The 13,019-nt window shown below is 68.3% G+C and carries 11 protein-coding genes and 1 riboswitch; of the genes, 6 read left to right on the top strand and 5 right to left on the bottom strand.

Features of this window, described 5'->3' with window-relative positions; translation table 11 throughout:
• Window positions 1–27: 27 nt before the first annotated feature.
• Window positions 28–155, bottom strand: a riboswitch (cobalamin riboswitch).
• A 165-nt stretch (window positions 156–320) separates the two neighbouring features.
• The 3 genes from mctP to IEZ15_RS01295 form a co-directional block, all read right to left on the bottom strand.
• On the bottom strand, window positions 321–1,958 hold the full coding sequence (gene mctP, locus IEZ15_RS01305; protein ID WP_114246557.1) for a monocarboxylate uptake permease MctP: 1,638 nt from the start codon (window positions 1,956–1,958) through the stop codon (window positions 321–323).
• On the bottom strand, window positions 1,955–2,209 hold the full coding sequence (locus IEZ15_RS01300; RefSeq protein ID WP_114246558.1) for a DUF3311 domain-containing protein: 255 nt from the start codon (window positions 2,207–2,209) through the stop codon (window positions 1,955–1,957). Before IEZ15_RS01300 ends, mctP begins: the two co-directional genes overlap by 4 nt.
• A 268-nt stretch (window positions 2,210–2,477) precedes the next feature.
• Window positions 2,478–3,242 carry a GntR family transcriptional regulator gene (locus tag IEZ15_RS01295; RefSeq protein ID WP_189273937.1) on the bottom strand — a complete coding sequence of 255 codons (765 nt, stop codon included), beginning with the start codon at window positions 3,240–3,242 and terminating at the stop codon, window positions 2,478–2,480.
• Window positions 3,243–3,521: 279 nt separating this feature from the next.
• Between IEZ15_RS01295 and IEZ15_RS01290 the strand changes: the two genes are divergently transcribed.
• From IEZ15_RS01290 to IEZ15_RS01275, 4 genes are all read left to right on the top strand, one after another.
• Window positions 3,522–4,802, top strand: coding sequence for an extracellular solute-binding protein (locus tag IEZ15_RS01290; RefSeq protein ID WP_189273498.1), 1,281 nt, complete (start codon window positions 3,522–3,524; stop codon window positions 4,800–4,802).
• Window positions 4,803–4,901: 99 nt separating this feature from the next.
• A complete protein-coding gene (locus tag IEZ15_RS01285) occupies window positions 4,902–5,894 on the top strand; it encodes a carbohydrate ABC transporter permease (RefSeq protein WP_189273497.1) in 993 nt (330 codons plus the stop codon).
• On the top strand, window positions 5,891–6,721 hold the full coding sequence (locus tag IEZ15_RS01280; protein WP_093900521.1) for a carbohydrate ABC transporter permease: 831 nt from the start codon (window positions 5,891–5,893) through the stop codon (window positions 6,719–6,721). The genes IEZ15_RS01285 and IEZ15_RS01280 overlap by 4 nt, the downstream gene beginning before the upstream one ends.
• A 9-nt stretch (window positions 6,722–6,730) precedes the next feature.
• Window positions 6,731–8,272, top strand: coding sequence for a glycoside hydrolase family 3 protein (locus IEZ15_RS01275; protein ID WP_189273496.1), 1,542 nt, complete (start codon window positions 6,731–6,733; stop codon window positions 8,270–8,272).
• A gap of 318 nt (window positions 8,273–8,590) precedes the next feature.
• On the opposite strand, the gene nagB is transcribed toward IEZ15_RS01275, so the two are convergent.
• Entirely contained in the window at window positions 8,591–9,376 is a 786-nt protein-coding gene (gene nagB / locus IEZ15_RS01270; protein ID WP_189273495.1) for a glucosamine-6-phosphate deaminase, read from the bottom strand.
• 196 nt (window positions 9,377–9,572) lie between these two features.
• Between nagB and IEZ15_RS01265 the strand changes: the two genes are divergently transcribed.
• Window positions 9,573–10,643, top strand: coding sequence for an SIS domain-containing protein (locus IEZ15_RS01265; protein WP_189273494.1), 1,071 nt, complete (start codon window positions 9,573–9,575; stop codon window positions 10,641–10,643).
• Window positions 10,644–10,997: 354 nt separating this feature from the next.
• Entirely contained in the window at window positions 10,998–12,464 is a 1,467-nt protein-coding gene (locus tag IEZ15_RS01260) for a PAS domain-containing sensor histidine kinase (RefSeq protein WP_114246565.1), read from the top strand.
• A gap of 174 nt (window positions 12,465–12,638) precedes the next feature.
• On the opposite strand, the gene IEZ15_RS01255 is transcribed toward IEZ15_RS01260, so the two are convergent.
• The gene (locus IEZ15_RS01255; RefSeq protein ID WP_003953983.1) at window positions 12,639–12,896 is read right to left on the bottom strand and encodes a WhiB family transcriptional regulator; all 258 of its coding nucleotides are present in this window, start codon (window positions 12,894–12,896) and stop codon (window positions 12,639–12,641) included.
• Between the last annotated feature and the right edge of the window lie 123 nt (window positions 12,897–13,019).

Raw genomic sequence — 13,019 nt, 5'->3', positions numbered from 1 at the left:
CCCGGACGTCTGGCATCCGGTTCGGTCGAGCCGGATGCGCTGTCGGCAGGTCCTCGGACTTACTTGAGGGTGCGCAAAAGCACACCGAATACACCGTTGCGGGACAGTTCCGGATTCGCACCGGATTTCCCTGCGGCGACAGCGAGCACGAGCATACATGTGGGGGCCACTGGATGGGACGGCCCCCACATGTTGTGTCGCGCAACAGAAGTCGAGCCGACGGGACAAGTCGTGAGATCCCCTGTCGGAGCAGACGGACGGCCCGCCACGCCCCGCTGAAGGGGGCACGACGGGCCGTCATCCGGCCGTGGGAGCGATGGTCAGTGGCCGCCGCCCGGGGCCCCCGCCGTGGCCGGCGGGAGCTCCGCCCGGACGCCCGGGTCGCCCGCGTCGGCCGTGTAGTCGGCCGGGGAGGTCTCGTCGATCCCGACGGGTGCCTTCACGGCGTTCAGGACGAAGGTGAGCACCACCGTCACCACCACGTTCAGCACGAACGCGGTGAGGCCGATGTAGCCGATCTCGCCGATGCCGGGGATCTCCTTGGACGAGCCGCCGAAGTGCGCCTGGGTCGGGCTGGCGACCCCGTACGCGGCCACCGTCCCGTACGCCATGCCGACCGCCCAGCCCGCGAGCAGTGCCCAGCGGTGGAACCAGCGGGTGAACAGGCCGCCGACCAGGGCCGGCATCGTCTGGAGGATCCAGATCCCGCCGAGCAGCTGGAAGTTGATCGCGACCGTCTTGTCCATGGTGAGGACGAAGGCGAGCGCGCCGACCTTCACCAGCAGCGACACCAGCTTGGAGACCTTGGTCTCCTGTTCGGGGGTCGCGTCCGGCTTCAGGAAGTCCTTGTAGATGTTGCGGGTGAAGAGGTTCGCCGCGGCGATCGACATGATCGCGGCGGGTACCAGAGCGCCGATACCGATGGCGGCGAACGCGACCCCCGCGAACCAGTCGGGGAACATGTTCTCGAACAGCTGGGGGATGGCCAACTGCCCGTTGTCCACCTTGATCCCGGCGGCGATGGCCATGAAGCCGAGCAGCGCCAGCAGGCCCAGCATCAGCGAGTACAGCGGCAGGATCGTGGTGTTGCGCCGGATCACATTGCGGCTGCGGCTGGAGAGCGTCGCCGTGATCGAGTGCGGATACATGAACAGCGCCAGCGCCGAGCCCAACGCCAGGGTGGCGTAACCCCATTGGCCCGCCTCGCCCGGCGCGAGCGCGCCGCGCGGTTTGCCGGTGGCCGGGTTGGTCTGGGAGAACGCCTCGCCCGCCTTGGCGAAGATGTCGTCGAAGCCGCCGAGCTTGATCGGGATGTAGATGATCGCCACCGCGATGACCAGGTAGATCAGTCCGTCCTTGACGAACGCGATCAGCGCCGGCGCCCGCAGGCCGGACGAGTAGGTGTACGCGGCGAGCACCGCGAACGCGATCAGCAGCGGCAGGTCCTTGATGAACCAGTGGGTGTTCTCTCCACCGCCCACGCCCATCACGTCCAGCACGGCCTGGATGCCGACGAGCTGGAGCGCGATGTACGGCATCGTGGCGAGGATGCCCGTGACGGCGACCGCCAGCGAGAGCCCCTTCGAACCGAAGCGCCCGCGGACGAAGTCCGAGGTGGTCACGTACCCGTGCTTGTGCGAGACCGACCACAGCCGCGGCAGGAAGGTGAAGATCAGCGGGTACACGAGGATCGTGTACGGCACGGCGAAGAAGCCTGCCGCGCCCGCCGCGTAGATCGCCGCGGGAACGGCGACGAAGGTGTACGCGGTGTACAGGTCGCCGCCGAGCAGGAACCAGGTGACCCAGGTGCCGAACGAACGTCCGCCCAGGCCCCATTCGTCGAGGCTGGCGTCGTTCTCGGCCTTCCGCCAGCGCGCCGCCAGGAAGCCCATGACCGTGACGGCCAGGAAGAAGAAGATGAAGACGCCGAGCGCGACGCCGTTCACGCCGTCCTTCATGCCGACGCACCCCCCTTGCGGGCGCGCTGGTCACGCTGCCACAGCTTGTACGCGATCACCGTGAGTGCGGTGGAGATCAGCACCCAGAGCATCTGGTACCAGTAGAAGAACGGAATACCGATGAAGGTGGGGTCCACCTTCGCATACGAACTCACCCAGAGCATCGCCACGAACGGCGCGATGAGACAGAGGGCGATGACCACCCGCACGGGTGTGACTGTGGGCGGTTTTCCTTCTGGGTCTGCTGGCATGCGGCGACTCCGTCCCCTCGCTGATCACCTGGTGTAATGCGCAGGAAATCTAGGGGAGGCTTCCGGTCACCGTCACCCCCTGTCCGCATTGCGGTCCGGCAACGGTCCCCTGTGCGGGCGCGAATGTTCGGAATGTTGCCAAACGTACGACACTCGGTCTGTACCAAGGCGCGCCGACGGCCCCCGTGGAGTCGTGGATTCCACGGGGGCCGAGACGGTTGCGCCCAGGGGTGCGTGGCCGGAATCAGTCGGCCGACGTACCCGGACCTCAGTCCGTCGGCCGCTTCAGGCGCGCCACGAACTTGTACCGGTCGCCCCGGTAGACCGAGCGCACCCACTCCACCGGCTCGCCCTGCCCGTCGAGCGAGTGCCGGGACAGCATCAGCATCGGCAGGCCCACATCCGTACCGAGCAGTCCGGCCTCGCGCGGGGTGGCGAGCGAGGTCTCGATGGTCTCCTCGGCCTCGGCCAGCCGGACGTCGTACACCTCCGCCAGTGCGGTGTAGAGCGAGGTGTACTTCACCAGTGAACGGCGCAGCGCCGGAAAGCGTTTGGCCGAAAGGTGTGTGGTCTCGATCGCCATCGGCTCCCCGCTGGCGAGCCGCAACCGCTCGATCCGCAGCACTCGCCCACCGGTCGTGATGTCGAGCAGCCCGGCGAGCGTGTCGTCCGCCGTGACATAGCCGATGTCCAGCAACTGGGACGTCGGTTCGAGTCCTTGGGCGCGCATGTCCTCGGTGTACGAGGTGAGCTGCAGGGCCTGTGAGACCTTCGGCTTGGCGACGAAGGTGCCCTTGCCCTGGATGCGCTCCAGTCGGCCCTCGACGACCAGTTCCTGGAGCGCCTGGCGCACGGTCGTGCGCGAGGTGTCGAACTCGGCGGCCAGGGTCCGTTCCGGTGGCACGGGGGTGCCTGGCGGCATGGTGTCCGTCATGTCGAGGAGATGTCGCTTCAGCCGGTAGTACTTCGGGACGCGCGCCGTCCGCGTGGTCGCGCCCGTCTCGTTCTCCGTACTGCCCCCGTCGGCACCCATGGCCCGCCTTCCCGACTGCTGCGTTGCTGCCGTCACCGGCTCCTCCGTCTGTCGCGGCTCACATGGTGGCACGGTCCGGTCACGGCTCGTCGCCCTCCCTTAGGTGTCGGTCCTATAACGGACGCGAGTGCACTTCTTATACACCCTTGACACCCCTAAAGGTCTAGGCCAAGCTCCCGGTGCTGGTCTAAACCATTAAAGACCAGGTCCAGCCCCAGCAGTACTCGTCGAATGTCTTCGCGGTGGGCGGGGTTGCAGTTTCCCTGAGGAGGGTTTGGCGTGAAGCGCAAGCTCATCGCGGCGGTCGGCGTCGCGGGCATGATGATCGGCCTCGCGGCGTGTGGGTCCGACGACGGCGACAGCGGTAAGAAGACCGGCCCGGACAGTTACAAGGGCGAGACGCTCACCGTCTGGACGATGTCCGGATCGAACCCGCCCGGGTGGACCAAGACGGTCACCGATGAGTTCGAGAAGAAGACCAAGGCCAAGCTGAAGATCGAGGTCCAGGACTGGAACGGTATTCAGCAGAAGGTCACCACGGCCCTCTCCGAGTCCAACCCGCCGGACGTCCTGGAGATCGGCAACACCCAGACCCCGGCGTACGCCAAGACCGGTGGCCTCGCCGACCTCGGTGACCTGAAGAAGGAGATCGGCTCCGCCTGGGCCGACGGCGTCAACCAGCCCTCCATATACGACGGCAAGCAGTACGCCCTGCCGTGGTACGTGGGCAACCGCGTCGTCATGTACAACAAGAAGGTCTTCAAGGACGCCGGTATCACCGAGACGCCGAAGACCCGTGCCGACCTCTTCAAGGCGTTCGACGCCATCAAGGAGAAGGGCGACGCCGAGCCCATCTACCTGCCCGGCCAGAACTGGTACTTCTTCGACGGTCTGCTCGTCGGCAAGGACGTCTCGCCGGTCAAGAAGGAGGGCGACAAGTACGTCTCCAACCTGGCGGACCCGAAGGTCGCCGAGGCCATGGACGTGTACAAGCAGTACCAGTCCTACTCCAAGGCCCCCAAGGACAAGGACGAGGCCACCCCGCAGCAGGCCGAGGTCTTCGCCAAGGGCAAGACCGGCGCCGTCATCGCCATGGGCTACGAGGCCGGCACCGCCATCAAGGCCAACCCGAAGCTCAAGGACGACATCGGCTTCTTCACCATCCCCGGTGAGACGGCGGACAAGCCCGAGGGCGTCTTCCTCGGCGGCTCCAACCTCGCCGTTGCCGCGGGCAGCAAGAAGCAGGAGCTGGCCAAGGAGTTCCTGAAGATCGCGCTCTCCGAGAAGAACGACGGCGCGCTCATCAAGGAGGCCGGCTGGTCTCCGAAGAACGACGCCATGCAGCAGTACACCGTCGGCCAGCCCGCCGCCGAGGCGGCCGGCCCGGCCGCCGCCAAGTCCGGTGGCACCACCCCGCTGATCCCGGAGTGGGCGCCGGTCGAGAACCCGCCGAACCCCATCAAGACCTACATGACGCTGGTCCTGCAGGGTAAGTCGCCCGCCGACGCCGCCAAGCAGGTCGAGGGCGAGCTCAACAAGCGCCTCAGCCAGCAGCAGTAATCGCAGTAGCGCGTCCCGCGCCGGGGCGGCGGGTCTCGACCCGCCGCCCCGGTTGTACGCACCGTTCCGTGTAGGGCTTTGTTGGAAGAGATGGCGAGCATGGCAGTGCAAACCGACCCCTCGGATGTGGCCAAGACGGTCGCAGTCCGCGGGCAGGACGGGAAAACACCCGTCGGGCAGCACGGGGGAAGCAAGCGGAAGGTGGGTATCGGCACAGCGCCGTACCTGTTGATGGTTCCCGCGCTTGCGGTGACGGCGATCTTCCTCGGATATCCCTTGGTCAAGAACGCCATGCTGTCGTTCCAGAACCTCAATATGGGACAGCTGATCCAGCATGTCACCGAGTGGAACGGCTTCGAGAACTACCAGGAGATCCTCACCGGTGAGGACTTCTGGAAAGTCACGCTCCGCACGATCGTGTTCACCGGCGTCAACGTCGTTCTGATTATGATCATCGGCACGCTGGTCGGACTGCTGCTCGCCCGTCTCGGCAAGAAGATGCGCCTCACCCTGATGGTCGGCCTGGTGCTCGCCTGGGCGATGCCGGTCGTGGCCGCGTCCACCGTGTTCCAGTGGCTGTTCGCCTCACGCTTCGGCGTCGTCAACTACGCGCTGGACAAGCTCGGCTGGCACTCGATGGCCGACTTCAACTGGACCGGCTCGCAGTTCTCCACCTTCTTCGTGGTCACCCTGATGATCGTCTGGCAGTCGATCCCGTTCGTGGCGATCAACCTGTACGCGGCGACCACCACCATCGCCAAGGAACTGTACGAAGCCGCCTCACTCGACGGCGCCGGCGTCTGGAAGAGCTTCACATCGGTGACGTTCCCGTTCCTGCGGCCCTTCCTCTACGCCACGACTTTCCTCGAGGTCATCTGGGTCTTCAAGGCCTTCCCGCAGATCTTCACCATCAGTGAGGGCGGCCCCAACCGCCTCACCGAGACACTGCCGATCTACGCCTTCGTCGAGGGTGTCGGCAATCAGCACTACGGCATGGGCGCGGCGATCTCCCTGCTGACCATCCTGATCATGCTGGGGCTGACCTCGTACTACCTCCGCATCGTTCTCAAGCAAGAGGAGGACGAGCTGTGAAGCGCTCACTGCTCGGCCGCATCTGGCCCAACGCAACGGCGATCGTCCTCTTTGCCGCACTGGTCTTCCCCGTCTACTGGATGTTCAGTACGGCGTTCAAGCCGACCGGCGACATCATCACCGAGACGCCGGTCTGGTTCCCCACCGACGTCACCTTCGAGCATTTCAAGACGGCGTACCACGCACCGAACTTCCTGACCCTGGTCAGGAACTCGCTCACGGTCACGCTGCTCGCCGTGGTCTTCTCGCTGATCATCGCGCTCTTCGCGTCGTTCGCGCTGGCCCGGATGCGGTTCAAGGGCCGCAAGAGCATGATCCTGGTCTTCATGATCGCGCAGATGGCCCCTTGGGAAGTCATGGTCATCGCGATCTACATGCTGGTCCGCGATGCCGACATGCTCAACAGCCTGGTCCCGCTGACGCTCTTCTACATGGTGATGGTGCTTCCCTTCACGATCCTGACGCTGCGCGGCTATGTTGCGGCGGTGCCCAAGGAGTTGGAGGAGTCGGCCATGGTCGACGGCTGCACCCGCCCGCAGGCCTTCATCAAGGTGATCCTGCCGCTGCTCGCCCCCGGCCTGATGGCCACCTCGCTCTTCGGCTTCATCACGGCGTGGAACGAATTCCCGCTGGTTCTGATCCTCAACAAGGACCCCGAGGCCAAGACACTTCCGCTGTGGCTCTCCCAGTTCCAGAGCCAGTTCGGCGACGACTGGGGTGCCACCATGGCGGCGGCCTCGATCTTCGCCATTCCGATCCTCATCCTCTTCGTCTTCCTGCAGCGCAAGGCCGTCAGCGGCCTCACCGACGGCGCCGTGAAGGGATAACACCGCTCCATGACCACGCTGATAGCCACCACGGACACCATCACGCGCGACGCTCTCGCCGTCCTGCAGCCCGGATTCACCGGCACCACCGCCCCGGACTGGGTGCTGCGCCGGGTCGACGAAGGCCTCGCCTCCGTCGCCCTGTTCGGCCGCAACATCCAGACGCCCGAGCAGGTTGCCTCGCTCACCGCCCAGCTCAGGGCCGAGCGCGACGACCTCCTCGTCGCGATCGACGAGGAGGGCGGTGACGTCACCCGCCTCGAGGTGCGTACCGGCTCCTCCTTCCCCGGCAACCTCGCGCTCGGCCACGTCGACGACGTGGCGCTGACCCGCGCGGTCGCCCAGGAGCTGGGCCGCCGGCTCGCCGAGTGCGGCGTCAACCTCAACTGGGCGCCGTCCGCGGACGTCAACTCCAACCCGGGTAACCCGATCATCGGTGTGCGGTCCTTCGGCGTCGACACCGAGCTCGTGGCCCGGCACACCGCCGCCTACATCGAGGGCCTCCAGGCCGCCGGAGTCGCCGCCTGCACCAAGCACTTCCCCGGGCACGGCGACACCGCGATCGACTCGCACCACGCGATGCCGCGCATCGACGTGGACCTGGAAACGCTGCACGCCCGTGAACTGGTGCCCTTCCGGGCGGCCATCGCCGCGGGTTCCAAGTGCGTGATGAGCGCGCACATCCTGCTGCCCGCCCTCGACCCGGACCGCCCCGCGACGGTGAGCCCGCAGATCCTCACCGGTCTGCTGCGCGAGGAGCTGGGGTACGACGGCCTGATCGTCACCGACGCCGTGGAGATGCAGGCCATCGCCGGGACGTACGGCATCGAGCGCGGCTCCGTCCTGGCGATCGCCGCGGGGGCCGACGCCCTGTGCGTCGGTGGCGGTCTGCAGGACGACGGCACGGTGCAACGGCTGCGCGACGCGCTGGTCGCGGCGGTGCGCAGCGGTGAACTCGCCGAGGAGCGGCTCGCGGACGCGGCCGCACGGGTACGTGCCCTCGCGTCCTGGACACGGGGGGCCGAGGGAGCCGGTTCGCAGCCGGGTGCGGCAGTGCGGGAGGGGACCGCGCCCGGCACCGGGATCGGTTCCGACATCGGCCTGGTCGCCGCCCGCCGCGCGGTGAAGGTGACCGGCTCCGCCGAGCCGCTGACCGACCCCGCCTACGTCGCCGCGTTCACCTCCGCGTCGAACATCGCGGTCGGCGACGAGACCCCGTGGGGCGTCGCCGCGGAGCTGGGCCGGCTGCTGCCGGGCACGGAGACCGACACGTACAGCAGCGAGACCGAGGCGCCCGTCGCCGCCGTGCTGCGGGCCGCGGGGGAGCGGCGCATCGTCGTGGTCGTCCGCGACGCCCATCGCCATGCCTGGATGGCCGAGGCCCTCGACGCCCTGGTGGCGGAGCGCCCCGACACGGTCGTGGTCGAAATGGGCGTCCCGCAGGCGGCCCCCAGGGGCGCCCTGCACATCGCCACCCACGGCGCGGCCCGTGTCTGCGGCCTCGCGGCCGCGGAGATCATCGCCAGGGGTACGGACCGCTCCCGGGCCTGAAAACAGGGCGTGATGCAGCACGAGGGGCCGCATCACGGCTGTCCCGGCCCGGGCCGGCCCGACGCCCGTCCAGATGGACGGGCGTTGCCGGCCGTATGAACCCCGAGCCGACCGGGCAATTCAAGCCGGTCCGGCAACTCCGGCCCTCCCGGCGTTTGAGGGCACCTGTCCACCCGGACACGCCTCCCCACGGCGCGAGGGTCGGATCGAGCCCGTCCGGCGATTGAGGACAGCACGTCCGCAGGACGCGTAACGGCATACGAGAGGGCCGGGGCACCCACCAAGGGTGCCCCGGCCCTCTCCCCGCGTCCGGGACGACTAAAGGCCCTGCCACAGCGGCTTCGCCGCATACGTGGCGCGGAAGTAGTCCGCCAGCTTCAGCTTCGACGCGGCAGCCTCGTCCACCACCACCGTCGCATGCGGATGCAACTGCAGCGCCGACGCCGGCACGATCGAGGCCACCGGCCCCTCCACCGTCTGTGCCACGGCGTCCGCCTTGCCCTCGCCGGTGGCGAGCAGGATCGGGTGGCGGGACTCCAGGATGGTGCCGATGCCCTGGGTGATCACGTGGTGCGGCACCTGTGTGATGTCGTTGTCGAAGAAGCGCGCGTTGTCGACCCGGGTCTGCTCGGTGAGCGTCTTGATCCGGGTGCGGGAGGCGAGCGAGGAGCACGGTTCGTTGAAGCCGATGTGCCCGTCGGTGCCGATGCCGAGGAGCTGCAGGTCAACCCCGCCGGCCTCGGCGAGCGCCTTGTCGTATGCCTGGCAGGCGGCCAGGACGTCCTCGGCGGAGCCGTCGGGGCCCATGAAGGAGGCCTCGGACAGGCCGAGCGGTTCGACGACCTCGCGCAGCACCACGGAGCGGTAGGACTCGGGGTGGCCCGCCGGCAGCCCGACGTACTCGTCGAGCTGGCAGATGCGGGCGCGCGAGGCGTCCACGGCGCCGGAGCGGACCTTGGCCGCCAGCGCCTGGTAGATGGGCAGCGGGGTAGAGCCGGTGGCAACGCCGAGAAGGGCGTCGGGCTTGCGGCTCAGCAGGGCGGCGATGGCCTCCGCGATGAGTTCGCCGCCTGCCTTGGCGTCCGGGACGATGACAACTTCCACGCGGGGCCTGCCGATCTGAAGAGTTGAATCATGTGGTATAGACCAATCAGGGTCCAATCTAGCAGAAGCCGGTAACGCGGACACGACAGCTGTGCCCGTCCCGGCCGCGGCCCGCTGGCGGGTGTCCGGTTCGCCGTGGTCGACTGGGTCGAACGGTGTTCCTGACGCACCGGGACACTCCTGGGAGGCACTCGACATGTCCGCCACGATTTCGGCAGGGGAGAGCGAGCGGCCGGGCCGGATCATGTCCGGCGAGATGGCCGAGCAGCCGGGAGTGTTGCGGCGCATCCTCGACCGGGGCGCCCCCAGGATCCGCGAGGTGGCCGCCGAGATCGCGGCGAAGAAGCCGCGCTTCGTCCTCCTCGCCGCCCGCGGCACGTCGGACAATGCCGCGCTCTACGCCAAGTACCTGCTGGAGATCCGGCTCGGCCTGCCCTGTGGTCTCGCCTCGATGTCCACCACCACCGCGTACGGCGCCAAGCCGGACCTCAAGGACGTCCTCGTCGTCACCGTCAGCCAGTCCGGCGGCTCGCCCGATCTGGTGGCCTCCACCGGAGCGGCCCGTGAGGCCGGCGCGATCACCCTGGCCGTCACCAACAACCCGGACTCGCCGCTCGCCGCCGTATCCGAGCACCACATCGACATCCTGGCGGGCCCGGAGAAGGCCCTCCCGGCCACCAAGACGTACACCGCCTCGCTGCTGTCCCTCTACCTCTTCGTGGAGGGGCTGAGCGGCGGCGACGGGGCGGCCGCCGCGATCCTGCCGGAGCTGGCCGAGGCGATCCTGGCCCGCAGGGACGAGGTCAGGACCCTGGCTTCGCGCTACCGCTTCGCCGAGCGCATGGTCATCACCTCGCGCGGCTACGGCTACCCAACGGCCAAGGAAGCCGCCCTGAAGCTGATGGAGACCAGCTACATCCCGGCCCTCTCGTACTCCGGCGCCGATCTGCTGCACGGCCCGCTCGCCATGGTCGACAACATCTCCCCGGTGATCGCCGTCGTCACGGACGGCCGGGGCGGCCAGGCCCTCCAGCCGGTCCTGGACCGGCTGCGCTGCCGTGGCGCGGACCTGTTCGTGGTCGGCCCGAAGGCCCAGGTGGAGGCGGCGTCCGCGGGCTTCGTGCTGCCGACGGCGGGGGTCGCCGAAGAGGTCCAGCCGATCCTGGAGATCCTGCCGCTGCAGATGCTGGCATACGAGGTGACGATCGCCCGCGGCCAGGACCCGGACGCACCGCGCGCGCTGGCCAAGGTCACCGAGACCCGCTGATCACGGGGCGGGGCACGGGCGGCGCCCGTGGAAAACCCACGGGCCGCGGCGCCGGGACGGGACCCTCGGCCCGTCCGGCACCGCAGCCCGGAGTTGCGCGGCCGGCGGTGTGCGGTGCCCCCGGCCGGGGAGAGGTGCCTGCGCAGTCAGGGCAGAGAGCGCGGGTACCTCGATCCACCCTCCTGTGCGGGGAGAGCGGAAGCTCTGTCTTGAGCATTGTGGACTAGACCATTCGCCCGTGTCCATCCATCGGACGACCGCAATTTTCCGGGCCCCCCACCCTTACACGTACGGCCGGGTCGTTCGGTTCGGAACCGTTGCCCATCCGCGGGTACGCTCGCACACGTGCCCTCCATGAACGACCTCGTCCGCCAGCACACAGCCCTCAGTGACACCGACCTGGAGTGGCTGCATCTGCTGGTCTCGGAGTGGCAGCTGCTCTCCGATCTGTCCTTCGCCGACCTCGTGCTGTGGGTTCCCACCCGCGACGGCACCCGCTATGTGTCCGTGGCCCAGATGCGGCCCAACACCGGTCCCACCTCCTACCAGGACGACATGGTCGGCCACTTGGTGCCGCGCGGCCGCCGCCCGCTGCTCGACGCGGCGCTGGACGAGGGCCGGATCGTGCGCGAGGGCGACCCGGAGTGGCGCGAGGAGGTCCCGGTACGGGTCGAGTCGATCCCCGTACGCCGTGAGGGCCGGGTCCTCGGAGTCATCGCCCGCAACACCAACCTCCTGACCGTCCGTACACCGTCCCGGCTGGAGCTCACCTACCTCCAGTCGGCCTCCGACCTGGCCCAGATGATCGCCGCCGGGGCCTTCCCGTTCCCCGGCCAGCAGGTCGACATGGACGCATCGCCGCGCGTCGGCGACGGGCTGATCAGGCTCGACGCCGACGGAGTCGTCCAGTACGCCAGCCCCAACGGTCTCTCCGCGTACCACCGCCTCGGCCTCGCCTCCGACCTGGTCGGCCAGCACCTGGGCGGGATCACCGCCGAACTCGCCCCCTCCCGCGGCCCGGTTGACGAGGCCCTGGTCAAACTCGCCAGCGGATACGCGCCCCGTGAGTTCGAGGTCGAATGCGCGGGCGGGGTGATCCAGCTCCGGGCGATCCCGCTCAAGCCCAAGGGGGTCAGGATCGGTTCCCTGGTCCTCCTCCGGGACGTCACCGAACTGCGCCGCCGCGAGCGGGAGTTGATCACCAAGGACGCCACCATCCGGGAGATCCACCACCGGGTGAAGAACAACCTCCAGACCGTCGCTGCCCTGTTGCGGCTCCAGGCCCGCCGGATGGACTCCGCCCAGGGGCGCGAGGCGCTCAACGAGGCGGTGCGGCGCGTCGGTTCGATCGCCATCGTCCATGAGACGCTGTCCCAGAATCTGGACGAGCGGGTGGAGTTCGACGAGATCGCCGACCGGGTCATCGCGATGGTCGCCGAGATCTCCCCGGGCAAGGTTACCTGTCGCCGCACGGGACGCTTCGGCATTCTCGACGCCGAAGTGGCCACACCGCTGGCGATGGTGCTCACCGAGGTCCTGCAGAACGCCCTGGAGCACGCCTTCACCCTCGCCGAGTCCGGCACGGTGGAGGTGTCGGCGGTGCGCGGCGGCTCCTCCGCCGGGAAGCGGCTGCTGATCACGGTCCGGGACGACGGCTGCGGACTGCCCGAGGGTTTCGACCCGCAGCGCGCCGGCAACCTGGGGCTGCAGATCGTGAGGACGCTGGTGGAGGGCGAGCTGAGCGGCACCTTCGGCATGGTCCCGGCCCCGGACCGCGGCACCCAGGTCGTCCTCGACATCCCGGTTCGCGCCGAGAAGTAGCCCCGGCGGCCGGCAAGGTACGGACACAGCAGTGAGCCCGGACCGTTGATCACGGTCCGGGCTCACTGATCATGCATGCGCTTCGGGGGTACTGCGCGCTGCGACTCGGGGGGCGGGGTTGTGCGTACGCTCTGTACGCGCCGCCTGGCTGAGGCTCGTAGCGGTGGCGTCGGATCAGGCGCTGGCGTTACGCGCCCGGTTGCGAGCGGCACGGCGCTTCATTGCGCGGCGCTCGTCCTCGCTGAGGCCACCCCAGACGCCGGAGTCCTGGCCGGACTCGAGCGCCCACTGCAGGCACTGCTCCATGACGGGGCAGCGACGGCAGACGGCCTTGGCTTCCTCGATCTGCAGCAGCGCAGGACCGGTGTTGCCGATGGGGAAGAACAGCTCGGGGTCTTCCTCACGACAAACGGCGTTGTGACGCCAGTCCATGGCTGCTACCTCTCCTTGGTATTACATACTGTGCTTGTGAATGTGAACGCTTTCACGAATCCCCCCGCAGGTGACGGGCCGACGCCCAGATGAACTGGTTGTGGTCCTGTGAAGTGAGGAGGG

Source organism: Streptomyces atratus (genome assembly GCF_014648655.1).
GTDB classification, from domain to species: Bacteria; Actinomycetota; Actinomycetes; order Streptomycetales; family Streptomycetaceae; genus Streptomyces; species Streptomyces atratus.
Note: the sequence above shows the minus strand (reverse complement) of the source record. Positions and strands in the feature narration are given on the sequence as shown.

What these genes read in the sequence shown, in the direction of transcription:
- IEZ15_RS01275 (WP_189273496.1), top strand. Translation starts at nt 6,731, where the DNA reads ATGACCACGCTGATAGCCACCACGGACACCATCACGCGCGACGCTCTC.
- IEZ15_RS01300 (WP_114246558.1), bottom strand. Translation starts at nt 2,209, where the DNA reads ATGCCAGCAGACCCAGAAGGAAAACCGCCCACAGTCACACCCGTGCGG.
- IEZ15_RS01295 (WP_189273937.1), bottom strand. Translation starts at nt 3,242, where the DNA reads ATGGGTGCCGACGGGGGCAGTACGGAGAACGAGACGGGCGCGACCACG.
- IEZ15_RS01255 (WP_003953983.1), bottom strand. Translation starts at nt 12,896, where the DNA reads ATGGACTGGCGTCACAACGCCGTTTGTCGTGAGGAAGACCCCGAGCTG.
- IEZ15_RS01265 (WP_189273494.1), top strand. Translation starts at nt 9,573, where the DNA reads ATGTCCGCCACGATTTCGGCAGGGGAGAGCGAGCGGCCGGGCCGGATC.
- mctP (WP_114246557.1), bottom strand. Translation starts at nt 1,958, where the DNA reads ATGAAGGACGGCGTGAACGGCGTCGCGCTCGGCGTCTTCATCTTCTTC.
- IEZ15_RS01260 (WP_114246565.1), top strand. Translation starts at nt 10,998, where the DNA reads ATGAACGACCTCGTCCGCCAGCACACAGCCCTCAGTGACACCGACCTG.
- IEZ15_RS01285 (WP_189273497.1), top strand. Translation starts at nt 4,902, where the DNA reads ATGGCAGTGCAAACCGACCCCTCGGATGTGGCCAAGACGGTCGCAGTC.